A 22,991-nucleotide genomic window follows, 5' to 3' on the forward strand; every position below is an offset into this window, starting at 1 on the left:
CCGCAGCCGGTCCGGGCCGCGGCGGTGATCCCGCCGCGGCCCGGCCGGCGCCCACGTGGAAGGTGCCCGAAGTGGCCGACCCCATCCTCTCCCTGCGCGGTGTCTCCAAGAGCTTCGGCGCCGTGCAGGTCCTGCACGACGTCGACCTGACCGTGCGCGCCGGCGAGGTCACCGCGCTCGTCGGCGACAACGGCGCGGGAAAGTCCACCCTGGTCAAGTGCGTCGCGGGGATCCACCCGATCGACTCCGGCGAGGTCCTGTTCGAGGGGGCTCCGGTGACCGTCGCCGGCCCGTCGGACGCCGCCAAGCTCGGCATCGAGGTCGTCTACCAGGACCTCGCGCTCGCCGACAACCTCGACATCGTCCAGAACATGTTCCTCGGCCGCGAGCGCGGGCGCTCCTGGATGCTCGACGAGGGCTCGATGGAGCAGGCCGCCCGCGACACCCTCGCGTCGCTCTCGGTCCGCACCGTCACCTCGGTCCGGACCCCGGTCGCGTCGCTGTCCGGCGGGCAGCGCCAGACCGTCGCGATCGCCAAGGCGGTGCTCTGGGACTCGCGTGTCGTGCTGCTCGACGAGCCGACCGCGGCGCTCGGCGTCGCCCAGACCCGCCAGGTGCTCGACCTCGTGCGACGGCTGGCCGAGCAGGGCCTCGGCGTCGTGCTCATCAGCCACAACATGGCCGACGTCTTCGAGGTGTCCGACCGGATCGCCTGCCTCTACCTCGGCCGGATGGTCGCGCAGGTCCCGACCCGCGAGGTCACCCACTCCGACGTCGTCGCGCTCATCACCGCGGGCCGCTCCGGCGAGCTCGGGCTGCCGCGGCCCGAGCAGGCGGTGTCCTGATGGCCCCCCACCCCGACCCGTCCGGCCCGGCCGGCCCGGGAGGAGACACCGTGACCGAACGGACGCCCGCGCCCGAGCAGGAGCAGAGCGCGGCCCGCCGGGCGAACCCCGCCAACCGGGCCGCCGACTTCGGCATCGACACCACCGCCCGCACCACCCGCGAGGCGATCACGGCCTACCTGCGCGGGCTGCGCGGCGGCGACCTGGGCTCGCTGCCCGCGCTGCTCGGCCTGGCCGCGCTGTTCGTGCTGTTCAGCGTGCTCGACTCGGGCGGCACGTTCCCGAGTCTGCTCAACCTCGCCAACCTGCTCCAACAGGGCGCCGGTCCGACCATCATCGCGATGGGCCTGGTGTTCGTGCTGCTCACCGGGGAGATCGACCTGGCCGCCGGCACGGCGTCCGGGCTGGCCGCGGCGCTGATGGCGCTGCACCTGATGAGCGACGGCAACGTGCTCGGCGCCACCGGCACCACCGTGTTCGTCCTGCTGGTGGCGGTCATGCTGGCCGGTGCCGTGCTCGCGGCGCTGGTCCGGGTGTGGGCCGGGTCGGTGATCAGCCTGCTCACCGCGGTCGTGCTCGTGATCGGGGTCCCGGCGAACGCGTTCACCGTGATGGGGCTCGCCGTCGGCGTCGGGGTGGTGATCGGCTGCCTCACCGGGTTCCTCGTGGCCCGGATCGGGATGCCGTCGTTCGTCGTGACGCTGGCGTTGTTCATCACGTGGCAGGGGGTGATCCTGCAGCTCATCGGCGACGGCGGCACCATCGCGCTGCGGGACCCCTTGATCAACGCGGTGGCGAACGGCAATCTCTCGGTCACGGCGTCGTGGGTGCTGTTCGTGGTCGTCGCCGGTGGCTACGCTCTGGTCCAGACGGTCCGGCTGCGGACCCGGCTGCGCAGCGGGCTGGTCGCGCCGCCGACGGGCCTGGTCGCGTTGAAGATCGGAGCGGTGGTGGTGCTCGGCGGCCTGGTGACGTTCGCGCTGGTCCAGGACCGTTCACCGGGCGTCATCGCGATCGCCGGGGTGCCCTACGTCGTCCCGATCGTGCTCGTCCTGCTGGTGCTCGGCACCTGGGTGCTCGACCGGACCCGGTTCGGCCGCCACGTCTACGCCGTCGGCGGCAACCGGGAGGCCGCGCGCCGGGCCGGCATCGACGTCGCCCGCATCCGGGCGTCGGTGTTCGTCATCTCCACCGCCTTCGCCGCGATCGGCGCGATCGTCTACTCGTCGAAGATCGGGTCGGTGAACCCGGCGGCCGGTGGCGGCAACACCCTCCTGTTCGCGGTCGGCGCCGCGGTCATCGGCGGCACCTCGCTGTTCGGCGGACGCGGCCGGATCAGCAACGCCGTCATCGGCGGCACGGTGCTGGCCACGGTGCAGAACGGCCTCGGCCTGCTCAAGCAGCCCGCCGCCGTCGTGTTCGTGGTGACCGGCCTGGTGCTGCTGCTCGCGGCCGGTGTCGACGTGGCGTCACGGCGCCGGGCGGCGGCCACCGGCCGGTGACATGACCCAGCCCGGATCGGGGACCCGACCCGACGACGCGCGCCGGCACAACCGGGCCGTCCTCTTGCGTCGGCTGCACGTCGAGGGACCCTGCACCCGCGCGACGCTGGCCGGCGAGCTCGGCCTCAACCGCAGCACGATCAAGGCGGTGGTGGACGGGCTCGCCGAGGCGGGCGTCGTCACCGAGGCCGTCCCGGCCCGGCGCTCGGGGGCCGGACGGCCGTCGCTGCTGGTGCTGCCCGACCCGCAGGCGGCGGTGGTGCTCGCCGTCGACATCCGGGTCGAGCAGGTGGCGCTGGCGATGGTCGGCATCGGCGGCCAGATCCTCGGGCGGCACAGCTGGAACCTGCACCGCACCACCCGGCTGCCCGGCGAGGTGATCACCCACCTCGCCGAGTCCGCCGCCCTGCTCCGCGACGAGCTGGGCGTCGCCGAGCAGGCGGTCGGGGTGTCGGTGCCCGGCGTCGTCCGGCGCTCCGACGGCTTCGTGCACGAGGCACCCAACCTCGGCTGGCGCGACGTCGACCTGGGCACCCGGCTCGCCGCCGTCCTGGCCCGGCCGGTGCAGGTCGCCAACGACGCCGAGGCCGGAGCACTCGCCGAGCACCTGCGCGGGATCGGCCGCGACGTCGCCGACATGGTCTACCTGTCCGCCGACGTCGGCGTGGGCGGCGGTGTCGTGTCCGGCGGGACGCCGCTGCGCGGCACCGGCGGCTACGTCGGCGAGCTCGGGCACCTCATGGTCCGACCGGACGGGCGGGAGTGCTTCTGCGGCTCGCACGGCTGCTGGGAGACCGAGGTCGGCGAGCCCGCGCTGTGCCGCGCGCTGGGGCTGCCCGAGGACACCCCGCGCGGGGTGCTCGTCGCCGAGCTGCGCGACCTGGCCGCGGTACCGGGGCGGGCCGACCGGCTGCTGGCGGACTACGCCGGATGGATGACCGCCGGGCTCGTCACGGTGGTGAACATGCTGGCCCCGGAGCTCGTCGTACTGGGGGACCTGTTCGGGGCGCTGCCGCCGTCGGTCGTCGAACGGGTCGGCTCCGAGCTGCGCCGACGCAGCCTGGTCAGCCGGGCCACGGGCGGGACCCGGCTCGCGGTGTCCCCGCTCGGCCGCGACGGCGCGCTCGTCGGCGCGGCCGAGATCGCGTTCGAGCCGGTGCTGGCGGCGGTCTGACGCCGTGCCGGGGCCGGCCCGGCACCACGGCCGGCCCGCGGGCTCAGGCCAGGTGGCCGGCCAGCGCCGCCAGCGCGCCGACGGTGAAGGTCGGCGGGGTGAGGTACCCGGGCCAGGTGTCGCCGTGGCGGTCCAGCCAGGCCGTCGCCATCCCGACCCGCGCGGCGCCGTGCAGGTCCCACGGGTGCACCGCGACCATCACCGCCTCGCCCGCGTCGACCCCGCAGGCCCGCAGCGCGTACCGGTAGGACTCCGGCGCCGGCTTCCAGATCCCGGCGTCCTCGACCGACAGCACGGCGTCGAACTGCTCGCGCAGGCCGTGGTCGCCGAGCAACCGCTCGGCCACCGACGCGGCGCCGTTCGACAGCGTCACCAGCCGCAGCCCCGCGGCCCGCAGCGCCGCGACCCCGCCGTGCACGTCGTCGTGCACCGGCAGCTCCAGAAATCCGTCGACGACGTGCCGGGCGCCCCGGTCGGGGTCGGTGACCCCGTGCCGGCGCAGCAGCCCGGCCGCGGTCGCCGTCGCCAGCTCGGCGAAGGTCGTCAGCTCCCCGCCCGCGGCCTGCGCCATGCCCTCGCGCAGGGTCGCGGCGAACCACAGGGGCCCGAGCGACTCCGGTGCGCCCAGCGCGGCGAACCGGGCCCCCATGGGTGTCAGGTCCGACAGGGTCTCGTTGACGTCGAACACCACGGTCGTGATCGCCATCCCCCTACCCTGACGGGTGTGAGTGCTCCCCGCACGGTGCTGGTCCTCGGCGGTACGACCGAGGGCCGTGCCGCGGCCGCCGCGCTGGCCGTCCGCGACGACGTCCGGGTCGTGTCGTCGCTGGCCGGGGCCGTGCGCAGCCCGGCCCTGCCCGACGGCGAGGTCCGGATCGGCGGGTTCGGCGGTGCCGACGGGCTGGCCGCGCACCTGCGTACCGAGCGGGTGGCGGTGGTGCTCGACGCCACCCATCCGTTCGCGTCGACGATGACCGCGAACGCGGCCGCCGCCTGCGCGGGCACCGGGGTGCCGCTGGTCGTGCTGCGCCGGCCGGGCTGGACGCCCGGGCCGGGGGACCGGTGGCACCGGGTCCCCTCGGTCGCCGCCGCGGCGGCCGCGCTGCCCGACCTGCTCCCCGGCCCCGCCGGGCGGGTCCTGCTCACGACCGGCCGCGGGGGACTGGCGCACTTCGCCGATGTCGACGCGGCGTTCTGGATCCGGGCGGTCGACCCGCCCGACGGCCCGCTGCCCGCCCGGCACGAGCTGCTGCTCGACCGGGGCCCGTTCGCCCTCGACGACGAGCGCGCCCTGTTCGACGCCGTCGTCCCGCACGTGCTGGTCACCAAGGACTCCGGCGGCGCGGCGACCGCGCCGAAGCTCGCCGCGGCCCGGGAGCGCGGGGTGGCGGTCCTGCTCGTCGACCGGCCGCCGCTGCCCGGTGGGGTCGCGGTGGAGTCCACGGTGGAGGCGGCTCTGGCCCGGCTGCTCGGGGACTGATCACCAGGGGACCGGCTCGCCCGTCCAGTCGACGAAGGTGCCGGTCGGGCCGCCGTCGGGGGCCAGCAGGAGCCGCACCGCGCCGGCGGCGGCCTCGGCCGGGTCCCCGGCGGACGTGGCCGCGCGGGCGTTGAGGTTGGTCGCCCGCAGCCCCGGGGCCAGCGCGTTCACCGCGATCCCGGCGTCGGCGAGCGACTGGGCGTAGGACACGGTGAGCGCGTTCAGGGCCGTCTTCGACGACCGGTAGGCCGCCGCGCCCCCGCCCGAGCGGTGGTCGAACTGCCGGTTCGGGCCGGTGCTCCAGGTCAGCGACCCGGTCCCGCTGGAGACGTTGAGGATCCGTGGATGAGCCGAGCGCCGCAGCGCGGGCAGGAACGCGTTGGTCACCGTGACGACGCCGAACACGTTCACCTCGTAGACCCGGCGCAGGTCCTCTGCGGTCGACTCCGGGGCCGTCGCGAACGAGTCGCCCACCCCGGCGTTGTTCACCAGCAGGTCCACCCGTTCGACGGCGGCAGCCGCCGCCGCGACCGAGGCCGCATCGGTCACCTCCAGCGCGAGCGGCCGGGCGCCCGCACCGAGTGCGGCGACCGCGTCGGCACCGCGGGCGGCGTCGCGCGCCCCGACGTACACGGTGAGTCCCGCGGCCAGCAGCCCGCGGGCGATCTCGAACCCGATCCCGCTGTTCGCGCCGGTGACGACGGCGACGTCGCCCGCACCCGGTCCGGTCGGCTCGGTCATGACGGCCTCCATCTCGATCTCCAACTCCAACTCCAACGATGGCGTTGGAGATGAGCGTACGCCCCTCCGCTACCGTGCGGCCATGGCCTGGGACACCGAGGGGACGCGACGCAGGCTGAAGGACGCGGCCACCGCCGAGTTCGCCGAGCGCGGCCGCGAGGGCACGACGATGAGCCGCATCGCCGCCCGGGCCGGGATCAACAAGGAGCGCCTCTACAGCTACTTCGGCGACAAGCAGGCACTCTGGGACCTCGTGCTGGCCGAGCAGCTCGAGCTGCTCGCCGCCGGCGTCCGCGCGACCGGGACCGGCCTCGACGACGTCGGCGAGTTCGCCGGGGCCACGTTCGACCACCACGCCGACCACCCGGTGCTCGCCCGGCTGCTGCAGTGGGAGGGGCTGGACGCCACCGGACACGTCGCCGGGCGCCCGGGGCGCAGCCGGCACTACCGGGAGAAGGTCGAGCGGTTCGCGGCCGCGCAGCGCGCCGGGACGATCGACGACGGCCTCGACCCGGCCCATCTGGTGTTCGCGCTGATCGCGCTGGCCGCCTGGTGGCACACGGTGCCCCAGCTCGCCTCGATGGTGACCGGTGCCGAGCCCGGTGACCCGGCCGAGCGGGCCGCGCGCCGTGCCTTCGTCGTGGAGGCCGCCCGGCGCCTCGCCGCGCCGCGGCGGTCCCCGGACGAGGTGCCCGGCCCGGATCGGGGGTAGCGGCCGGCCCACCGGTCGCGCGTCGTCCGTCGGGGCATCCGGAACCCGGGGGCTGCCGGAACCCGGGGGAGGCCGGAACGTGGGCACGCCGCACCCCGGGGCGGACCGGGTCCCGGGGCAGGCCGGGGCTCAGGGCAGGCCGACGAGGATCCCGCCCGGTTCCGGGGCCGCGGCCAGCGCCCCGGCGAGCGCGTCCAGCCCGGTCCGCCGGGTGACCAGCCGGCCCGGGTCGAGGCGGCCCTCGGCGACGAGTGCCATCAGCTCCGGGTAGTCCGCGGCGGCCATGCCGTGGCTCCCGGTGACCGTCAGCTCGTGCGCGATCATCAGCGGCACCGGCACCACCGGCTCCCGGGCGAGCAGGCCGATCTGCACCAGCGTCCCCTGCCTGCGCAGCGACCGGACGCCGAGGTCCAGGGCGTCCGCCCGGCCCGCGGCCTCCACCGCGAGGCGGGCGCCGCCGTCGCCGACGGCCTCGCGGACCGCGTCCGGGCCGTGGGCGGTGTCCACCGCCGCCGCCGCGCCCAGCTCGACCGCCCGGGCCCGGGCCGCGGGCGAGGGGTCCGCGACGACCGACTCGGCGCCCAGCGCCGCCGCGATCAGCACCGCGGCCAGGCCGCCCCCGCCCGCGCCGAGCACGAGGACCCGCTCCCCGGCGACCAGCCCGCCGCGCCCGACCAGCGCCCGGTGCGCGGTGGCGACCCGGCAGCCGAGCAGCGCGGCCCCGGCGGCGTCGGCGTCGTCGGGGACCGGCACCAGGTTGTGGTCGGCATGGTGCAGCGCGACGAGCTCGGCGAAGGAGCCGTCGTGGGTGAAGCCGGGCTGCTGCTGGTGCGGGCAGACCTGTGCGCGGCCCGCCCGGCAGTCCGGGCACACACCGCAGCCGCAGACGAACGGCGCCGTGACCCGGTCACCGGCCCGGAACCGGGTGACCCCGGTGCCGGTCGCGACCACGCGCCCGACCAGCTCGTGGCCGGGGACGTGGGGGAGCGTCACGTCGCCGTCGTGCCCGGCCCAGGCGAAGCGGTCGCTGGCACACAACCCGGTCGCCTCCACCTGCACGACCACCCCGCCCGCGGGCGGCGTGGGGTCCGGCAGGTCGACGACCTCGGGTGGCGCACCGAACGCGGTGATCCGTACTGCTCGCATGGAGGGGATCCTTCCAGGCTCGATATGCTCGCCGTCCGAGGGAAAGGGGTGGTGCGGTGTACGCCGCGATCCTGTTCGACATGGACGGCACCCTGGTGGAGTCCGACGAGGCGGTCGCCCGGTCCTGGGCCGCCTGGGCCCGCGAGTACGGCGTCGCCGAGGCCGACCTGGTCCGCGTCGCGCACGGGGTGCCGAGCGACGGCACGATCCGGCTGCTGCGCCCGGACCTCACCGGTGCCGTGCTCGACGCGGCCGCGGCCCGCCAGCTCGAGCTGCAGTACGACGACCTCGACGACGTCGTCGCGCTGCCCGGCGCGCACGCGCTGCTCGCCGCCCTCGACGCGGCGCGGATCCCGTGGGCCGTCGTGACCAGCGCCGACCGGCGGCTCGCCGAGGCCCGCCTCGGCGCCGCCGGGATCGTCGCACCGGTGCTCGTCGCCCGCGACGACGTGCGGCACGGCAAGCCGGACCCGGAGGGCTACCGCGCCGCGGCGGCCGCACTCGGGGTGGACCCGGCCACCTGCCTCGTCGTCGAGGACGCACGGGCCGGGCTCGACGCGGGCCGGGCCGCCGGCGCGGCGACCGCGGCGCTGCGGGGACTCGACGGGGACCTGCGACTCTCCGGGCTGCCCGAGCTCACGGCCCTGCTGGGGCTCGCGGACGCGGTCAGACCGGGCGGCTCATGACGGTCAGCCCCGGACCGGGCACGCCGTCGGCGACGAACCCGGTCCGGAGGTAGAAGGCGATCGCGCGGGCGTTGTCCGGCTCCACCTTCAGCGACAGCGTGCGCGACCCGTTCTCGCGAGCGACGGCGGTGACCGCGTCGACCAGCGCGTCGGCCACCCCGGTACCGCGAAGGTCGGGGTGCACCCACATGCCGTACAGCAGGCCGTCGCCGTCGTCACCGGCCCGCCAGCACGCGGTGCCGACCGGGCGGTCGCCGTCGAAGGCGGCGAAGCGGACGTGCTCGGTCAGGACCACCCGCCAGGCGGCCGGTTCGAGGGCGGCCTGCTCGCGGTAGAAGTCGCTGTCCTCACCGAACCCGTCCCGCACCGACGCGAGGCGGGCCACGCGGGCCTGCTCCCAGTCGTCGGGCCCGAATCGCCACACCCGCAGTTGCACGGCGTGACGCTAGCGCGGAACCGGCATCCGTCAGGATGTCGTCAACGAGCCGATGTGATCAGTCGGTCGTCGTGCCGCCGGGGCCGTAGTGCCGGGGGGTGAACACGACGGTCGTGCCGCCGCGCTCGACCGCCCGGGTCGTCGACGAGCCGACGACCACCAGGGTCCGCATGTCCACCTGCTCCGGGTCCAGCTCGCCCAGCGTGGTGACGACGACCCGCTGCCCGGCGCCGCCGACGTCGCGGCCCAGCACCACCGGCGTGTCCGGGGCGCGGTGCTCCAGCAGCACGTCGCGGGCCGCCCCGACCTGCCACGGCCGGGCCTTCGAGCGCGGGTTGTAGATCGCGATCGCCAGGTCGGCCGCGGCCACGGCACGCAGCCGGTCCGCGACGACGTCCCACGGCTTGAGCCGGTCCGACAGCGAGATCAGGGCGTGGTCGTGCCCCAGCGGGGCGCCGACGGCGGCCGCCACGGCCTGCGCCGCGGACATGCCGGGCAGCACCCGGACCGGGACGTCGTGGTACTTCGGCTCCGCGGCCACCTCCAGCACCGCGGTCGCCATCGCGAACACCCCCGGGTCCCCGGCGGAGACGACGGCGACCCGCCGACCCGAGGCGGCGAGGTCCAGCGCGTGCGCGGCCCGCTCGGACTCGACCTTGTTGTCCGAGGCGTGCCGCGTCTGACGCGGGTTCGGCGGCACCCGGTCCAGGTAGGGGCCGTAGCCGACGAGGTCGTCCGCCTCGGACAGCGCGCGGGCGACCTGCGGGGTCAGCCAGTCCCGCCCGGCGGGCCCGGTCCCGACGACGACGACCTCACCCGGCCCGCGCACCGACCGCTCCTCGGCCGCCGCGCCCCCGCGCTCCGCGACGGACGCCACGGCCTCCTCGGGCACCGATGCGGCGACCTCGCCGGGCACCAGGGTGATCGCGAAGTAGGGCACGTCCGAGGGGTCCACGTCGGACAGTGCCCCGGTCCGCTGCCCCTCCATCGTCGCCCGCTCGACGTAGCGGGCCCGGTCGAGCACGCCGGCGTCGGCCATCGCCCCGCGGACCGCGGTGAAGGTGCGCCCGAGCTTCATCACCGCCGCCGAGTCGGTCCCCGCGAGCCGCCGGGCCAGCTCCTCACGGGGCAGCGTGCCCGGGAGCACGGTGAGTACCTCGTCGCGCTCCACCAGCGGCTGCCCGATCGCCGCGGCCGCACCGCTGATCGAGGTCACGCCCGGCACGACCTCGGTGCGATAGCGCCCCGCCAGGCGCTTGTGCATGTGCATGTAGGAGCCGTAGAACAGCGGGTCGCCCTCGGCGAGCAGCACGACGTCGCGGCCCGCGTCCAGGTGCGCGGCGAGCCGGGCGGCGGCCTCGGCGTAGAACGCGTCGATCGCGCCCTGGTAGCCGCCGGGGTGGTCGGTGGCCTCGGTGGTGACCGGGTAGACCAGGGCCTCCTCGATCGCGGTGCCCGACAGGTGCGGCTCGGCGATCCGGCGCGCGATGGAGCGGCCGTGCCGCGCGGAGTGGTAGGCGATGACGTCGGCGTCGCGGACGAGCCGGGCGGCCTTAATGGTCGTCAGCTCGGGGTCGCCCGGACCGAGGCCGACGCCGTAGAGGGTGCCCGTCACGCTGTGCTGCTGCGCGTCACTCGCAGGCTCGTTCTCGCTGTGCTGATGCGCGTCACTCGCAGGCTCGTTCTCGCTGTGCTGCTGCGCGTTCACGCGATGATCTCCTGTTCGTGGGCCAGCGCGTTCAGCGCCGCCGCGGTGATCGCCGACCCGCCACGACGGCCGTGGACGACGAGGTGCTCCAGGTCGGTCCGCTCGGACAGGGCCACCTTGGACTCGGCGGCACCGATGAACCCGACCGGGATGCCGATGATCGCGGCCGGGCGGGGTGCGTCGCCCCGGTCGATGAGGTCCAGCACGTGGAACAACGCGGTCGGGGCGTTCCCGATCGCGACCACCGCGCCCTCGAAGCGGTCGGCGAGCAGCTCCAGCGCGGCCGCGGACCGGGTGTTGCCGATCCGGCGCGCGTGGTCGGGGACCCGGGCGTCGCGCAGCAGGCAGAGCACCTCGTTGTCCGCGGGGAGCCGGGCGGCGGTCACCCCGGAGGCGACCATCATCGCGTCGCACAGGATCGGGGCACCGGCCCGCAGCGCGGAGCGGGCGGCCGCGACGACGCCGTCGGAGGCGGCGATGTCGTCGACGAGGTCGACCTGGCCGCAGGCGTGGATCATGCGGACGGCGATGTCGTCGACACCGGGCGGGAGCCCGGAGAGATCGGTCTCCGCGCGGATCGTCGCGAACGAGCGGCGGTAGATCTCGTTGCCGTCGGTGATGTAGTCGTACCCGCTCAGCGGAGCTCCTCGGTCGTGATCGTGCGTCCGTCGATGACGTAGGTGTCGCGCCCGGTGGCGACCGCGTCGCGGTGCGCCGTGTGCGGGGCGCCGCAGCGCCGGCCACAGCCGACGACGTGCACCGCGTCGGGCCCCGCGCCCGCTCGCGGCCCGCCCCGCGCGATCAGCACGAGCGCGTGCGCGCGGACGTCGGCCCGGGACTTCGCGCAGCCCGGAGCGCCCGCGCAGGCACTGACCCGCACCGCCGGGTGCCCGGGGTCGACGACGAGCCCCGCCGCCGCCAGCCGGGCCGCGGCACCGGGTGCGGGGGTGGGCAGCACCAGGGTGCGCCACGGGGTGACCAGCAGCTGCGCAGCCGACTCGGCCAGCAGGTCCAGCTGCCCGGCCGACAGCTCCCCGAGCACCGGCGCGACCCCCAGCGCGCCGCCACCCAGCGCTCCGACGAGCACCGGGCCGGGACCCCCGGGCGTGCTGTCGTCGAGCCCCGGACCGGGGGAGGACACCGACCGGTGTCCGCGCAGCCGGGCCGCCACCCCGGTCGCGGCGCCGGGCAGCTCCGCGGCGCGCCAGGCCCGCGCGGCCGGGTCGGCGGCGTGCGCGGCCCGCAGGTCGAGGAACGCCGCGGCCGCGTCGAGCAGCAGCGCGGGCGCCTCGGCGGGGGAGCAGCACAGGCCGGTCGGGACGCCCGCCACGAGGAGCTCGCCCTCCTCGGGGCCCCGTGCCCGCCAGCACAGGTCGGCACGCTCGGCGGCGACGTCGCCGCGGCCGTCGTCGAGGGCGAACAGGAACCGGCCGGGCAGCGCCGACAGCGCGGGGCGTGCGCACAGGCCGCGGTCGAGCGCGGTGGCCAGACCGCGGACGTCGGCAAGACCCCCGGCGATCCCCGAGAGCGGGGAGGCCAGCACGTTGCGGACCCGCTCGTGGGTGGTCGACGGCAGCAGCCCGGCCACGGTCAGCCGCTCCACCGGGCGCGGGTCGGCCGGGTCGAGGCCGCGCAGCTGCAGGTTCCCGCGCGAGGTCAGGTGGACGGCGCCGTCCCCGGCCTCGCGGGCCAGGGCCGCGACCGCCCGCAGCGCCGCCGCGGTGACCATCCCGCCCGGCAGCCGGATCCGCGCGAGCGCCCCGTCCGCGGCCGCGTGCGGCGAGACGACGCCGGGACAGGCGTCGGTGCGGGTGCGGGTGGTCGGCGACGGCACGCCGGACACTGTAGGCATCCGAGACCGCCGAAGGGACCTGCCGGGGCGGCGGTCACACCTCGTCAGGTGTTCAGATCACGGCAGGTACCGGCGGGCCCCGGAGTACGTCGCGTCGAACCGCACCGGGGTCACCCGGACCGGGGTGGCCGCGTCGAACGCCTCGATCATCCTGCCGCCGCCGGCGTACATCGCGACGTGCGTCGCGGGGGAGTTCCAGAACAGCAGGTCACCGGGCCGCAGGTCGGCGGGGTCGCCGACCGGCCGTCCACCGCGGGACTGGTCGGAGGCGTCGCGCCCGACGGTGATCCCGTGCAGCGCGTAGGCCAGCCCGGTCAGGCCCGAGCAGTCCGGGCCGAACCCGGAGCGCCCGCCCCAGAGGTACGGACGGTCCAGGAACAGCCGCGCGGTCGCGACCAGCCCCTCCCCGGTCGGAGAGGGTGGCGCCCCCGGCCGGAGGGTCTCCGCCGCCGTCCATGCCTGGTCGCCGCCGGGCAGCGCGACCCGGACCGCGTCGCCCGCCTCGCCGACGACCGGCAGCCGGGTACCGACGCTGATCTCGCGCAGCCGCTCGGTGCGGGCCGGGTCGCGGTACAGCCAGGTCGTCGCGACGTCGTCGACGGTGCCGGCGGGCGCCCCCGCGGCGAGCGCGCCGAACGCGGGGTCGTCGACGAGCTGGGCCTCGGGGACCCAGCCGGGGTAGCCACGGTGGTCCTTGGCCGACGGCTGGCCGGGCACGACGATCTGCGCCCAGCCGTCGCGACGCGCCGTCACGGTCACGGGGGCGCCGAGCAGCACCTGGGTCTGGGTGCGCGAGGCGGTGGTGAGCTCGCGGCGGTCCTCGCTGCTCATCGACCCCAGCCACCCGGCCGGGTCGGCCGGGGTGGCGACGGCGGCCCGGTCCCGCGGGCGCGGACTGTCCGGTGAGGTCCACACCGTCGCGACCGACACGGCGACGAACGTCCGCCCCTGTCCCTCGGCGGCCGCGGGGACGGCGGCCGCGGGTAGGACGGCGCAACCGAGCACCGCGGCGAACAGGACGGGCAGGACACGGGGCACGGCCGGGACTCTCGACGGCGGGAGGCGTCGGGGCAAGCACCCACACCGCCGGGTCATCACGACGAGTGGGGTGGCCCCGCTCACCGTTCACGACCCGCCTCGCAGGTCGTCGCCGGGTACCGGGAGGTGAAACGCGCGGCCCGAACGCCGTCAGCCTCTTGTCAGGTCCCCCCGCTGCTCTTAGTGTATGCGTATGCATCTTACTGAAGCGGACCTGCGGCGCATCGGGTCGCCCGTCACCGTGGCGAAGGCGCCTGCCGTCGTCGACAGCGCGGACCTGCGCGACCCGGCCGTGGTCGCCACCGTCTCGGAGATGCTGCGCACCATCTCCGCCGGCGGGATGGACGCGGTGCTGCGCTACGCCCGGGAGCTCGACGGGTTCACCGGCACCGACCTGCTCGTCGGCCCCGCCGAGCTGGCTCGTGCCGGGGACGAGCTGCCCGCGGACCTGCGCGAGGCGCTGGAGGCGGGCGCGGACCGGACCCGTCGGTTCGCGCGGATGCAGCGGGACCGGCTGCAGGACTTCGAGGCCGAGGTCCTGCCCGGGGTGGTGTGCGGTCAGCGTCTGATCCCGGTCGGGAACGTCGGCGCCTACCTCCCGGCGGGCCGGTTCCCGCTGCTGGCCGGCGCGTTCATGACGGTCGGGGTGGCCGGGGTGGCGGGCGTGCCGAACATCGTCGCGGCGACCCCGCCCTCGCGCGACGGGCGCCCGCACCCGGCCGTGCTCTACGCGGCGCACATCAGCGGTGCCGACGCGGTGTACGCCGTCGGCGGTGTGCAGGCACTCGCCGCCATGGCGTTCGGGCTGCTCGACGGGACGCCCTCGGACATGATCGTCGGCGCCGGCAACGCCTACGTGGCCGAGGCCAAGCGCCAGCTCTACGGGCAGGTGGGCATCGACGTGCTGGCCGGGCCGTCGGAGATCGCGGTGATCGCCGACGACACCGCCGACGCCGCGACCGTCGCCGCGGACCTGCTGGCCCAGGCCGAGCACGGGCCGACCTCGCCCGCGTCGCTGGCCACCACCTCCGAGCGGCTGGCCGAGGAGGTCCCGCGGGAGATCGAGAAGCAGCTCGCGGGCCTGGCCACCGCGGAGATCGCCGGCGCGGCCTGGCGCGACCACGGCACGGTCTACCTGGCGCCCGACCGCGAGACCGTCGCCCGGGTCATGGACACCCTCGCTCCCGAGCACCTCGAGGTGATCGCCGAGGACCTCGACTGGTGGCTGGGGCGGCTGCGCAACTACGGCTCGCTGTTCCTCGGCCCGCACTCGACGGTGGCCTACGCCGACAAGGGCATGTCCGGCACCAACCACGTGCTGCCGACGACCCGGGGGGCGCGCTACACCGGCGGGCTGTCGGTGGCCGGCTTCCTCAAGCAGCTGACCTACCAGCGGGCCACGCGCGAGGCGACCCGGGCCCAGGCCGAGCCGACCGTGACCGTGTCCGACTTCGAGCAGCTCGTCGGACACCGGGACAGCGCCCGCATCCGACTCGACGCGCTCAGGAGCTGAACGCGCATGCGTATGTATACACGGGGCGTGGTCGCCGGCCGCGGCGCCCGCCTTCCGGTGGTCGCGGTGGGGCTCGCCGTCGTCCTGCTGCTCGCGGGGTGCGGCGCCGGGTCGCGGACCCCCGCCGCCACCGCCACGCTCGTCCCGTGTGACTTCCCGCCGCCGCCGTCGTCGGTGGACGTCAACGTCCTGGCCTACAACTCCTCGGCCATCGACCCGTTCACCAACTCCATGGTGCGCAGCTGCTCCAAGGACGGGGTGACCCTGCACCACGAGCCGGTCGACTACGCGGGCCAGTCGCAGAAGACGACGGCCACCCTGGCCGGGCGCTACGGCACGTACGACATCCTCGAGACCTACGGATTCGTCGTCCCGCAGCAGGCCTCGACCGGCAAGCTGCACCCGCTCGACGATCTGATGGTCCGCTACGGCGCGGAGCTCGGTCTCGACCGGCTCAACCCCGAGATGCGCGAGGCGCTGTCCTACGACGGGAAGCTCTACGGCATCCCGATGCAGGCCCAGACCTTCGTCATGGCCTACCGCCGCGACGTGTTCGACCGCCTCGGCATCGCCCCGCCGCGGACCTTCGCCGAGCTGCGCCAGGCCGCCGACCGCATCCAGCGCGAGGGCGGGATCCGCTACCCGCTGGCCCTGCCGCTGCTGGCGAGCTCGGACGTCGCGACCGCCTACGACGCGGCGCTGGGCTCGCTGGGCACCGACTACGTCGACCGTGACACCGGCCGCCCGAACTTCGACACCCCACAGGCCGCGCGGGCCTTCACCGAGCTGCGGTCGCTGCTGCCGTTCATGGACCCGCAGGTGACGACCTTCGCCCAGCCCGCGGTGCAGCAGCAGATGTACAACGGCTCGGCCGCGATCGCGATCATGTTCAGCGGCCGCATGCTGGATCTCACCGACCCCGCCAACAGCCGGTTCGCGACCGACTTCGCGTTCGCCGCGCCGCCGTCGGTCGCCGGTGGGGACGTCCTCTACAACGCCCTGTCGGTGGACGGCTGGGCCATCCCGGAGAACACCGAGGTGGACAAGGACCTGCTGTTCCGGCTGGTCGCCGCCTCGGTGGGCGAGGAGGCGTCGCGGGCCGCGGTGCCGGCGGCCTTCCCGGCCCGCGAGGGCAGCGTGACGCCGGCGAGCAGCCCGTTCGCGCCGGCGCAGCTGACCGCGCTCGGGAAGGCCCCGCCGCCGGAGCCGTTCCCGTGGACCTCCCGGATCAGCAACGAGACCCGCCCGGTCGTCGCCGACGTGCTGGCCGGCCGGACGACGATCCCCGACGGTCAGCGGCAGATGCAGGAGATCGCGACCGCGATCGTCGCCGAGTACCGGCGCTGACGTACTGGCGCTGAGGTACTGGCACTGACCCCTTCCCACTACCCACGAGAGCGAGGTGAGGCGATCATGCGCAGGCGCGAGTTCCTGGGGCTGGTCTCCCCGAGCCTGCTGGTGATGCTCGGCCTGCTGCTGTTCCCGCTCTACAAGACGGTGGAGTGGAGCCTGCAGCGGGTCAACTACGGCGAACCCGGCACCTTCCTCGGCCTGGACAACTACGCCCAGGCCCTGTCCGACCCCCGGCTCGGGCGGGCCGTGCTGTTCACCGTCGGCCTGACCGTCGCGGTCGTCGCCGTCCTACTGGTCGGGGGCTACGTGCTCGCCGTCCTGGTCAACGGGCTCGGCCGGTCCCGCCCGTGGGTCCTCGGCGTGCTGCTGGTGTCCTACGTCGTGCCCAACGTCGTCGGCGCCACGATGTTCTCCTGGCTGTTCGACTCCAACTTCGGCGGCGTCGTCGACTACCTGATCACCGAACTCACCGGGGCCGAGATCCTCTGGTTCACCGAGCCGTGGGCGAACCGGGTCATGATCGGGCTCGACACGGTCTGGTTCATGCTGCCGTTCGCCATGCTGGTGATCCTCGCCGGGCTGCAGGGCGTGCCGGGGGAGATCGTCGAGGCCGCCCGGATCGACGGCGCGACCGGCTGGCGGGTGCACTGGCACGTGATCGTGCCGAGCATCCGGGGCGTCCTCACCTTCGTCTCGATCATCTCGATCATGGACGTGCTGCGGACGTTCGACCAGCTCGTCCCGCTCTCGCCGCAGGCACCGCAGATCGGCAACGAGTCGATCATGCTCTACATCTACAACATCGCCTTCCAGGACGGCGGCCAGCAGCTGGGGCTCGGCAGCGCGATCAACGTGCTGCTCATCGTCCTGATCGTGCTGCTGCTCTCCCCGTTCATCCGGGACATGGCCAAGGAGGCCCGCCAGTGACCAGCGTGCAGACCACCCCGCCGGCCACCACCGCCCCCGGCCCGTCCGACGATGCCGGCCCCGCCCGGGCCCGCCGCCGCCCGCGGGGGAGGACCGTGCTGGTCGGCGGCCTGCTGCTGGTGGTCTGCTGGGTGATGCTGAGCCCGGTGCTGTGGACGGCCATGTCGGTCACCAAGCCGACCGACGTCGCCTTCCTCGACCCGCCGGTGTTCACCTGGACCCCGACGTTCACCGCGTTCGTCGACCTGTGGCAGACCACCGAGTTCTACCGGTACCTGCTCAACACCCTGGTCGTCGCGCTGATCAGCACGGTGATCGCGCTGCTCATCGGCATCCCCGCCGCCTACGCGCTGTCGCGCTACCCGGGCTGGGTGTCGGTGGCCCTGCTCATCACGGCGCTGATCTTCCGTGCGCTGCCCCGCTTCGCGGTCGTACTGCCGATGTACGAGCTGTCGCGCTCGCTGGGGATCTACGACACGACCGTCGCCGTCGCCGCCGCGCTCGTGGCGATCAACCAGCCGTTCTCGATCTGGCTGCTGCGCAACTTCTTCGCCGAGATCCCCAAGGAGCTCGACGAGGCCGCCATGCTCGACGGCTGCAGCCGCTTCCAGATCCTCTGGCGGGTCATGGTGCCGCTGATGGGCCCCGGGATCCTGACCGCGGGGATCTTCATGTTCCTGTTCGCGTTCCAGGAGTACCTGACGGCGAACGTGCTCACCGACGTCGTCGCCCGCACCGTCCCGGTCTTCATCGCCACCCAGCTCGGGCAGACCCTGCCGATGCTCCAGCAGGCCGGCGCCGCCGCGATCCTGCTGACGCTGCCGGTGATCGGGTTCGCCTTCGTCGCCCAGCGCTACCTCGTCGCCGGTCTGGGCGCGGGCTCGGTCAAGGGCTGAGCGGTGCCCGCCGTCCCGTCGTCCCCGCCGCTGGTCCTGCTGCCGGGCATGAACTGCTCGGCCCGGCTGTGGGGCCCGGCGGGGGCCGGGGCGCTGCACCCGGTCCTCGACCGGCCGACCCTCGACGAGCAGGTCCAGGCGCTGCTCGACGCCCTGCCCGACCGGTTCGCCCTCGGCGGGCTCAGCCTGGGCGGGATCGTCGCGATGGCGTTGACCCGGCGGGCCCCGGAGCGGGTCGCCGGGCTGTGCCTGATGGCGACCAACGCCCGCGCGCCCACCCCCGAACAGCGCGCCGGCTGGGACGCGGCGCTCACCCGGCTCGACGACGGCGCCCCCGCCCGGGCCCTGCAGCCGCTGGACCTGCTGCTGCACGACCGGTCGCTCGACGCCACCGCCCTCCAGATGGCCGACGAGACGGGGGAGCGGCGCCTCGCGGCCCAGCTGCGACTGCAGGGCACCCGCGTCGACGAGCGCCCGGCCCTGCCCGCCGTCGCGGTGCCGACCCTGGTGCTGGCCGGCGAGCAGGACCGGCTGTGCCCGGTCGAGCGGCACACCGAGATCGCCGAGCTGGTGCCGGACGCCCGGCTGCACGTGCTGCCGGGCGTCGGTCACCTGCTCCCGGTCGAGGACCAGGACACAGTGGCGGCATTGCTGGGGGAGTGGCTGTCCGAGGTGCACGGGCGCTCCGCCCGCTGATCGCTCGCGTGTGTGATCCGGAGCCCGCGCGGTGATCCCGCGTTCGCGTGCTGATCCGACGCCCGCGCGGTGATCCGACGCTCGCGCGGTGATCGGCTGTTCGCGCGCGTCGGGACGCGCGCGACGACCGGTTCTGCGCGCGTACCGCGGATCACCGCGCGGCCGTCGGGCACGTGGGGGAGCCGACGCGCCCGGGGGCAGGGGGACGCGCCGAGCCCCGGCTCGGGGGTGTTGTGCGCCGGGCCGACCGCAAGATTGCCGCGAGCGAGGGTTCCGGTGCCACGGACGGCACCGGAACCCTCACTCGCGGCGATCATGGTCGGAGCCTGCCCTGCCGGCGGCGGCGCTCAGCCCGTCGCCGTGGCCAGCTCCCGGAACGACGCCATCATCACCGCGGTCAGGTTGTAGACCACCAGCTGCGCCCCGCCGTCGAACGACGCCGCGGCCGCGTCCGCCGATCCCGCCAGGTCGGCCCGCACGGCGCCGCGGACCGCCGGGTCGGCGCGCACCGCCGCCAGCAGCTCCGCGACGGGCGGGTCGGTGTCGGTGCGGGACGCGCCCAGGTCCGCGACGCCGACGAGCCAGCCGTCGATCCCGTCCACCCCGACGATCTCCCCGGCCCGGGCGAGGGCGCCGGGTGACTCGAGCATCGCCACGACCAGGACGTCCTGCGCCGCCGCCCGGTTCTGCGCCGCGGTGACCTCGCCGAACCGGCCCGCCCGCGGGTACGTCGCGAACCCCCGGGTCCCGTGCGGTGGGTACCGCAGCGCCCGCACCAGCGCGGCGGCCTGCTCCGCGTCCTCCACGTGCGGGGCGACGATCCCGCGGGCGCCCTGGTCGAGCGCGCGCTGGGCCAGGTGGTGCTCGCCCTCCCCGGGCCGGACCAGCACCGGGAGCCCGTGCGCGTCGGCGAACGCGATGTGGGTGCGCAGCGACGACACGTCGGCCAGGCCGTGCTCGCAGTCGATCAGGACGAAGTCCAGACCGGCGACGGCGAGCATCTCCACGATCTCCTCGCACGGCATCCGCACCAGGGCCCCGGCGAGCCGCTCCCCGGCGGCGACCCGCGCCCTCACGCGATCATCCCGGCCGACAGGTCGACGTCGGCGCCCGACAGCCCCGGCATGGCGAGCATCGCGACGACGGCCGCACCCACCTCGTCGGCGGTGATCATGCGGCCGAGCGCGGCCCGCCCGACGAACGCCGCGCGCGCCGCGGCGACGTCGGTGCCGGTCCGCCGCGCATCGAGGGCGAAGTTCCGGTCCATCCGGTCACCCTCGACCGGGCCGGGCGACAGGGCGTTGACCCGCACCCCGGCCGGGCCGGCCTCGAACGCGAGCGTCGAGGTCAGCCCGAGCACCGCGGTCTTCGACGCGCAGTACGGCGTGCGTCGGGCGAGCGGCCGCTTCCCCGACACCGAGGCCACGTTGACCACGTCGCCGTCGCCGCGCTCCAGCATCGGCGGCAGGAACGCCCGGCACACCAGGTAGGTGCCGCGCACGTTGACCGCGAACACCTCGTCCCACTCCTGCGGGCTCACCTCGACCAGCGGGGCGACCGGACCGGCGATCCCGGCGTTGTTGACGACGATCGAGACCTCCTCGTCGCCGAGCCGGTCCGCCAGGTCCGCGACGGAGTCCGGGTCGGCGACGTCGCACGTCTCGGCCCGGGCGGCGGGCCCGATCCGGGCCGCGGTCGCGGCGAGGGCGTCGGCGCGCCGTCCGGCGAGTACGACCCGGGCGCCGGCGCGGGCCAGGTGCGACGCGATCGCCGCACCCAGCCCGCTGCCGCCGCCGGTCACCAGCGCGGTGCGCCCCGTGACCGATCCGCTCACGACCCGGCCACCGGGACGGCCGGGGTGGCGGCCGTGACCTCATCGAGCCAGCCGAACCGGTCGCCGCCGTGCCGCCAGGCTCGCAGGTCGCCGGAGCGGGCGTGCCCCTCGAACAGCTCCACCCGCGACGCCCGCCCGCAGACCCGGCCGAGCTCGGCGCTCGCCGCGGGGTCGCGCACCTCCTGGTAGGTGCAGGTCTTGAGGTACTTCCCGACCCACAGCCCGCCGGTGTAGCGGGCCGCGCCCAGGGTGGGCAGCACGTGGTTGGTGCCGATCACCTTGTCGCCGTAGGAGACGCAGGTGTTCTCCCCGAGGAACAGTGCCCCGTAGTTCCGCATCCGGTCCAGCGCCTCGCGCGGCCGGGCGGTGAACACCTGGACGTGCTCGGCGGCGAGGTCGTCGGCGACGCGCCACATCTCGTCGGCGTCGTCGCAGACCACGATCCGGCCGTGGTCGCGCCACGCGGGCCCGGCCAGGTCGTTCGTGGGCAGCCCCGGCAGCAGCCGGTCGACCAGGTCGAGCACCGCCCGTCCCAGTGCGGCGGAGGTGGTGACGAGTACGGCGGGGGAGTCCGGGCCGTGCTCGGCCTGCGACAGCAGGTCGACGGCGACGGTGAGCGGCTCGGCGGTGTCGTCGGCGACGACCAGGATCTCGGTGGGCCCGGCGAACAGGTCGATGCCGACCTCGCCGAACAGCTGCCGCTTGGCCTCGGCGACGTAGGCGTTGCCCGGTCCGGCCAGCATGTCGACCGGGGAGATCGAGTCGGTGCCCAGTGCCATCGCCGCGACCGCCTGGACCCCGCCCAGGACGTGGATCTCGTCCGCGCCGGCCAGGTGCATCGCCGCGACCGTCGCCGCCGGGACCTCGCCGCGGATCGGGGGCGTGCAGGCGACCACGTGCGGGACGCCCGCGGCCTTCGCGGTCACGATCGTCATGTGCGCCGACGCCGTCAGCGGGTACCGCCCGCCCGGCACGTACGCACCCGCCGAGCCGACCGGGACGTGCCGGTGCCCGAGGACCACACCCGGCAGGGTCTCGACCTCGACGTCGTGCAGGGACTCCCGCTGGACCCGCGCGAAGTTCCGGACCTGGTCCTGCACGAACCGGATGTCGTCGACCACCTGCCGCGGCAGCGACGCGACCAGCTCGTCGACCCGCTCGGGGGTCAGGCGCTCCGGGGCGCGGCCGTCGAACCGGTCCGCGTACTCCCGCACCGCCGCGTCGCCGCGCGTGCGCACGTCGTCCACGATCGCCCGGACCCGCTCGGCGACGCCCGCGTCGCTGCGGCGCGGGGCCGTCCCCGTCGCACTCTTCAGTTCCTGCGCCATACCGCCCTCTCTTGGTAGCATACGCATGCGCTACGGCTCAGCAGTGAACGGCGGCGACGCGCCGCTGTCAAGGGTGTGTCCGGCGGAGCACTAGGCTCGACGGCCGGTCGGGGGAAGGGCGGACATGGTCACCAGTCGCGACGTGGCGAGGCTCGCCGGGGTCTCGCAGCCGACGGTGTCGCGCGCGCTCACCGACCACCCCCGGGTGTCGGAGGCGACCAAGCGCAAGGTCCGCGAGGCGGCCCTGGCCCTGGGCTACTCGACCAACGCGATCGGGCGGGCGCTGTCGGTGGGCCGCTCGAACCGGATCGGGCTGGTCGTCGCCGACCTGGAGAACCAGTTCTACGCGAACATGATCGGCCCGCTGCACCACGAGCTGGAGGGGCTCGGCCACGAGCTCGTGCTGATCACCGAGTCGGCCGGGACCGCGCCGCTGCCCGAGCGGGTCGCCGCGCACGGCCTGGCCGGGGTGGTGCTGTCCACGACGACGGTGGACTCCATCCAGCCCGCCCGGCTGCGCGACCGCGGCGTGCCGTTCGTCTACCTGAACCGGACCGCACCCAGCGTGGCCGCCGACGCGGTGACCGTCGACCCCGAGCAGGGTGTGCGCGAGGTGCTCGACGAGGCCGTCCGGCTGGGCCACACCCGGATCGGGGCGATCTTCGGGCCGCGCAACACCAGCACCGGTGAGGTGCGCGAGCAGGTCGTGCGCACGGTGCTCGACGAGCACGGCCTGACGCTCGCCCAGCGCGACGTGCTGCACGGCCCGTTCGACTTCGCCACCGGCCGGGAGGGGTTCCGCACGCTGTACGAGCGGGCCGGCGGACCGACCCTGCTGCTGTGCGGCAACGACGTCGTCGCGCTCGGGGTGCTCGACGCCGCCGCCGAGGCCGGCGTCCCGGTGCCCGGTCACACCTCGGTGGTCGGCTTCGACGACCTGCCGACCTCGCGCTGGGCCATGGTCCGTCTCAGCACCGTCGCCTACGACCTCGACGAGGTCGCCCGGGAGTCCGCCCGCCTGGTCGTCGCGCGGCTGACCGACCCCACGGCCGAGCCGCGGCACGTCGTGTACCCGACGCACTACGTCGCCCGCGCGACCGTGGCCGCTCCCCGGGCGTAGCCGG

The 22,991-nt window shown here is 75.4% G+C and carries 23 protein-coding genes; 12 read left to right on the forward strand and 11 right to left on the reverse strand.

Annotated features, from left to right (window positions below; genetic code table 11):
• Nucleotides 1–71 precede the first annotated feature (71 nt).
• From Ae717Ps2_RS09455 to Ae717Ps2_RS09465, 3 genes are read left to right on the forward strand one after another with little or no spacing between them, the layout of a single operon-like run.
• Nucleotides 72–845 (forward strand): ATP-binding cassette domain-containing protein, encoded by a 774-nt coding sequence (locus Ae717Ps2_RS09455; protein WP_075305753.1) that lies wholly within the window; start codon nucleotides 72–74, stop codon nucleotides 843–845.
• Nucleotides 845–2,347, forward strand: coding sequence for a sugar ABC transporter permease (locus Ae717Ps2_RS09460; RefSeq protein ID WP_020626775.1), 1,503 nt, complete (start codon nucleotides 845–847; stop codon nucleotides 2,345–2,347). The genes Ae717Ps2_RS09455 and Ae717Ps2_RS09460 overlap by 1 nt, the downstream gene beginning before the upstream one ends.
• Before the next feature lies 1 nt (nucleotide 2,348).
• Entirely contained in the window at nucleotides 2,349–3,521 is a 1,173-nt protein-coding gene (locus tag Ae717Ps2_RS09465) for an ROK family protein (protein ID WP_043281129.1), read from the forward strand.
• A 43-nt stretch (nucleotides 3,522–3,564) separates the two neighbouring features.
• Here the strand turns inward: Ae717Ps2_RS09465 and Ae717Ps2_RS09470 are convergent, their stop codons facing one another.
• Nucleotides 3,565–4,227: a haloacid dehalogenase type II gene (locus Ae717Ps2_RS09470; protein WP_075333238.1), complete on the reverse strand. Its 663-nt coding sequence runs from the start codon at nucleotides 4,225–4,227 to the stop codon at nucleotides 3,565–3,567.
• Nucleotides 4,228–4,245: 18 nt separating this feature from the next.
• Between Ae717Ps2_RS09470 and Ae717Ps2_RS09475 the strand changes: the two genes are divergently transcribed.
• Complete coding sequence (locus Ae717Ps2_RS09475) at nucleotides 4,246–5,001, forward strand: cobalt-precorrin-6A reductase (protein WP_075305755.1); 756 nt, start codon at nucleotides 4,246–4,248, stop codon at nucleotides 4,999–5,001.
• Here the strand turns inward: Ae717Ps2_RS09475 and Ae717Ps2_RS09480 are convergent, their stop codons facing one another.
• Entirely contained in the window at nucleotides 5,002–5,742 is a 741-nt protein-coding gene (locus Ae717Ps2_RS09480) for an SDR family NAD(P)-dependent oxidoreductase (RefSeq protein WP_075311636.1), read from the reverse strand.
• Between the two features lie 82 nt (nucleotides 5,743–5,824).
• Here Ae717Ps2_RS09480 and Ae717Ps2_RS09485 point away from each other — a divergent pair, with 82 nt between their 5' ends.
• The gene (locus Ae717Ps2_RS09485) at nucleotides 5,825–6,454 is read left to right on the forward strand and encodes a TetR family transcriptional regulator (RefSeq protein WP_075305756.1); all 630 of its coding nucleotides are present in this window, start codon (nucleotides 5,825–5,827) and stop codon (nucleotides 6,452–6,454) included.
• Between the two features lie 129 nt (nucleotides 6,455–6,583).
• On the opposite strand, the gene Ae717Ps2_RS09490 is transcribed toward Ae717Ps2_RS09485, so the two are convergent.
• Nucleotides 6,584–7,600 (reverse strand): alcohol dehydrogenase catalytic domain-containing protein, encoded by a 1,017-nt coding sequence (locus tag Ae717Ps2_RS09490; protein WP_075333239.1) that lies wholly within the window; start codon nucleotides 7,598–7,600, stop codon nucleotides 6,584–6,586.
• Between the two features lie 56 nt (nucleotides 7,601–7,656).
• On the opposite strand from Ae717Ps2_RS09490, the gene Ae717Ps2_RS09495 reads away from it, so the two are divergent.
• Nucleotides 7,657–8,286, forward strand: a complete 630-nt coding sequence (locus tag Ae717Ps2_RS09495) for an HAD-IA family hydrolase (protein ID WP_233147510.1) — start codon at nucleotides 7,657–7,659, stop codon at nucleotides 8,284–8,286.
• On the opposite strand, the gene Ae717Ps2_RS09500 is transcribed toward Ae717Ps2_RS09495, so the two are convergent.
• The 5 genes from Ae717Ps2_RS09500 to Ae717Ps2_RS09520 all read right to left on the reverse strand — a co-directional run bounded on the left by Ae717Ps2_RS09500 (nucleotide 8,267) and on the right by Ae717Ps2_RS09520 (nucleotide 13,320).
• The gene (locus Ae717Ps2_RS09500) at nucleotides 8,267–8,722 is read right to left on the reverse strand and encodes a GNAT family N-acetyltransferase (protein WP_075305758.1); all 456 of its coding nucleotides are present in this window, start codon (nucleotides 8,720–8,722) and stop codon (nucleotides 8,267–8,269) included. The genes Ae717Ps2_RS09495 and Ae717Ps2_RS09500 overlap by 20 nt on opposite strands.
• Before the next feature lie 58 nt (nucleotides 8,723–8,780).
• Nucleotides 8,781–10,337 (reverse strand): precorrin-2 C(20)-methyltransferase, encoded by a 1,557-nt coding sequence (locus Ae717Ps2_RS09505; RefSeq protein ID WP_075334218.1) that lies wholly within the window; start codon nucleotides 10,335–10,337, stop codon nucleotides 8,781–8,783.
• 89 nt (nucleotides 10,338–10,426) lie between these two features.
• Nucleotides 10,427–11,068, reverse strand: coding sequence for a precorrin-8X methylmutase (locus tag Ae717Ps2_RS09510; protein ID WP_060714708.1), 642 nt, complete (start codon nucleotides 11,066–11,068; stop codon nucleotides 10,427–10,429).
• The gene (locus Ae717Ps2_RS09515) at nucleotides 11,065–12,264 is read right to left on the reverse strand and encodes a precorrin-3B synthase (protein ID WP_139318692.1); all 1,200 of its coding nucleotides are present in this window, start codon (nucleotides 12,262–12,264) and stop codon (nucleotides 11,065–11,067) included. The genes Ae717Ps2_RS09510 and Ae717Ps2_RS09515 overlap by 4 nt, the downstream gene beginning before the upstream one ends.
• A 75-nt stretch (nucleotides 12,265–12,339) precedes the next feature.
• The gene (locus Ae717Ps2_RS09520; protein WP_075305760.1) at nucleotides 12,340–13,320 is read right to left on the reverse strand and encodes a C40 family peptidase; all 981 of its coding nucleotides are present in this window, start codon (nucleotides 13,318–13,320) and stop codon (nucleotides 12,340–12,342) included.
• 193 nt (nucleotides 13,321–13,513) lie between these two features.
• On the opposite strand from Ae717Ps2_RS09520, the gene hisD (Ae717Ps2_RS09525) reads away from it, so the two are divergent.
• From hisD (Ae717Ps2_RS09525) to Ae717Ps2_RS09545, 5 genes are all read left to right on the forward strand, one after another.
• Nucleotides 13,514–14,833, forward strand: coding sequence for a histidinol dehydrogenase (gene hisD, locus Ae717Ps2_RS09525; protein ID WP_075305761.1), 1,320 nt, complete (start codon nucleotides 13,514–13,516; stop codon nucleotides 14,831–14,833).
• A 6-nt stretch (nucleotides 14,834–14,839) separates the two neighbouring features.
• Nucleotides 14,840–16,180, forward strand: coding sequence for an ABC transporter substrate-binding protein (locus Ae717Ps2_RS09530; RefSeq protein WP_083696049.1), 1,341 nt, complete (start codon nucleotides 14,840–14,842; stop codon nucleotides 16,178–16,180).
• Between the two features lie 66 nt (nucleotides 16,181–16,246).
• Nucleotides 16,247–17,113, forward strand: coding sequence for a carbohydrate ABC transporter permease (locus tag Ae717Ps2_RS09535; RefSeq protein ID WP_075305763.1), 867 nt, complete (start codon nucleotides 16,247–16,249; stop codon nucleotides 17,111–17,113).
• The gene (locus tag Ae717Ps2_RS09540) at nucleotides 17,110–18,009 is read left to right on the forward strand and encodes a carbohydrate ABC transporter permease (RefSeq protein ID WP_075305764.1); all 900 of its coding nucleotides are present in this window, start codon (nucleotides 17,110–17,112) and stop codon (nucleotides 18,007–18,009) included. The genes Ae717Ps2_RS09535 and Ae717Ps2_RS09540 overlap by 4 nt, the downstream gene beginning before the upstream one ends.
• A gap of 3 nt (nucleotides 18,010–18,012) precedes the next feature.
• A complete protein-coding gene (locus tag Ae717Ps2_RS09545) occupies nucleotides 18,013–18,705 on the forward strand; it encodes an alpha/beta fold hydrolase (RefSeq protein ID WP_083696048.1) in 693 nt (230 codons plus the stop codon).
• Between the two features lie 347 nt (nucleotides 18,706–19,052).
• On the opposite strand, the gene Ae717Ps2_RS09550 is transcribed toward Ae717Ps2_RS09545, so the two are convergent.
• Genes Ae717Ps2_RS09550 through hisD (Ae717Ps2_RS09560) form a run of 3 tightly spaced genes read right to left on the reverse strand, consistent with a single transcriptional unit; the run spans nucleotide 19,053 to nucleotide 21,867 of the window.
• Complete coding sequence (locus tag Ae717Ps2_RS09550) at nucleotides 19,053–19,781, reverse strand: HpcH/HpaI aldolase/citrate lyase family protein (protein ID WP_075333240.1); 729 nt, start codon at nucleotides 19,779–19,781, stop codon at nucleotides 19,053–19,055.
• A complete protein-coding gene (locus Ae717Ps2_RS09555) occupies nucleotides 19,778–20,539 on the reverse strand; it encodes an SDR family NAD(P)-dependent oxidoreductase (protein WP_075333241.1) in 762 nt (253 codons plus the stop codon). The genes Ae717Ps2_RS09550 and Ae717Ps2_RS09555 overlap by 4 nt, the downstream gene beginning before the upstream one ends.
• Nucleotides 20,536–21,867, reverse strand: a complete 1,332-nt coding sequence (hisD, locus tag Ae717Ps2_RS09560; protein WP_075333242.1) for a histidinol dehydrogenase — start codon at nucleotides 21,865–21,867, stop codon at nucleotides 20,536–20,538. Before hisD (Ae717Ps2_RS09560) ends, Ae717Ps2_RS09555 begins: the two co-directional genes overlap by 4 nt.
• Nucleotides 21,868–21,991: 124 nt before the next feature.
• Between hisD (Ae717Ps2_RS09560) and Ae717Ps2_RS09565 the strand changes: the two genes are divergently transcribed.
• Nucleotides 21,992–22,987 carry a LacI family DNA-binding transcriptional regulator gene (locus Ae717Ps2_RS09565; protein ID WP_020626026.1) on the forward strand — a complete coding sequence of 332 codons (996 nt, stop codon included), beginning with the start codon at nucleotides 21,992–21,994 and terminating at the stop codon, nucleotides 22,985–22,987.
• Nucleotides 22,988–22,991 lie beyond the last annotated feature (4 nt).

This window comes from Pseudonocardia sp. Ae717_Ps2, assembly GCF_001932475.1.
Taxonomy (GTDB): domain Bacteria; phylum Actinomycetota; class Actinomycetes; order Mycobacteriales; family Pseudonocardiaceae; genus Pseudonocardia.

Coding starts and splice junctions, on each gene's coding strand:
- Ae717Ps2_RS09460 (WP_020626775.1), top strand. CDS start 845: ATGGCCCCCCACCCCGACCCGTCCGGCCCGGCCGGCCCGGGAGGAGAC.
- Ae717Ps2_RS09465 (WP_043281129.1), top strand. CDS start 2,349: ATGACCCAGCCCGGATCGGGGACCCGACCCGACGACGCGCGCCGGCAC.
- Ae717Ps2_RS09470 (WP_075333238.1), bottom strand. CDS start 4,227: ATGGCGATCACGACCGTGGTGTTCGACGTCAACGAGACCCTGTCGGAC.
- Ae717Ps2_RS09480 (WP_075311636.1), bottom strand. CDS start 5,742: ATGACCGAGCCGACCGGACCGGGTGCGGGCGACGTCGCCGTCGTCACC.
- Ae717Ps2_RS09485 (WP_075305756.1), top strand. CDS start 5,825: ATGGCCTGGGACACCGAGGGGACGCGACGCAGGCTGAAGGACGCGGCC.
- Ae717Ps2_RS09490 (WP_075333239.1), bottom strand. CDS start 7,600: ATGCGAGCAGTACGGATCACCGCGTTCGGTGCGCCACCCGAGGTCGTC.
- hisD (WP_075305761.1), top strand. CDS start 13,514: ATGCATCTTACTGAAGCGGACCTGCGGCGCATCGGGTCGCCCGTCACC.
- Ae717Ps2_RS09530 (WP_083696049.1), top strand. CDS start 14,840: ATGCGTATGTATACACGGGGCGTGGTCGCCGGCCGCGGCGCCCGCCTT.
- Ae717Ps2_RS09535 (WP_075305763.1), top strand. CDS start 16,247: ATGCGCAGGCGCGAGTTCCTGGGGCTGGTCTCCCCGAGCCTGCTGGTG.
- hisD (WP_075333242.1), bottom strand. CDS start 21,867: ATGGCGCAGGAACTGAAGAGTGCGACGGGGACGGCCCCGCGCCGCAGC.
- Ae717Ps2_RS09565 (WP_020626026.1), top strand. CDS start 21,992: ATGGTCACCAGTCGCGACGTGGCGAGGCTCGCCGGGGTCTCGCAGCCG.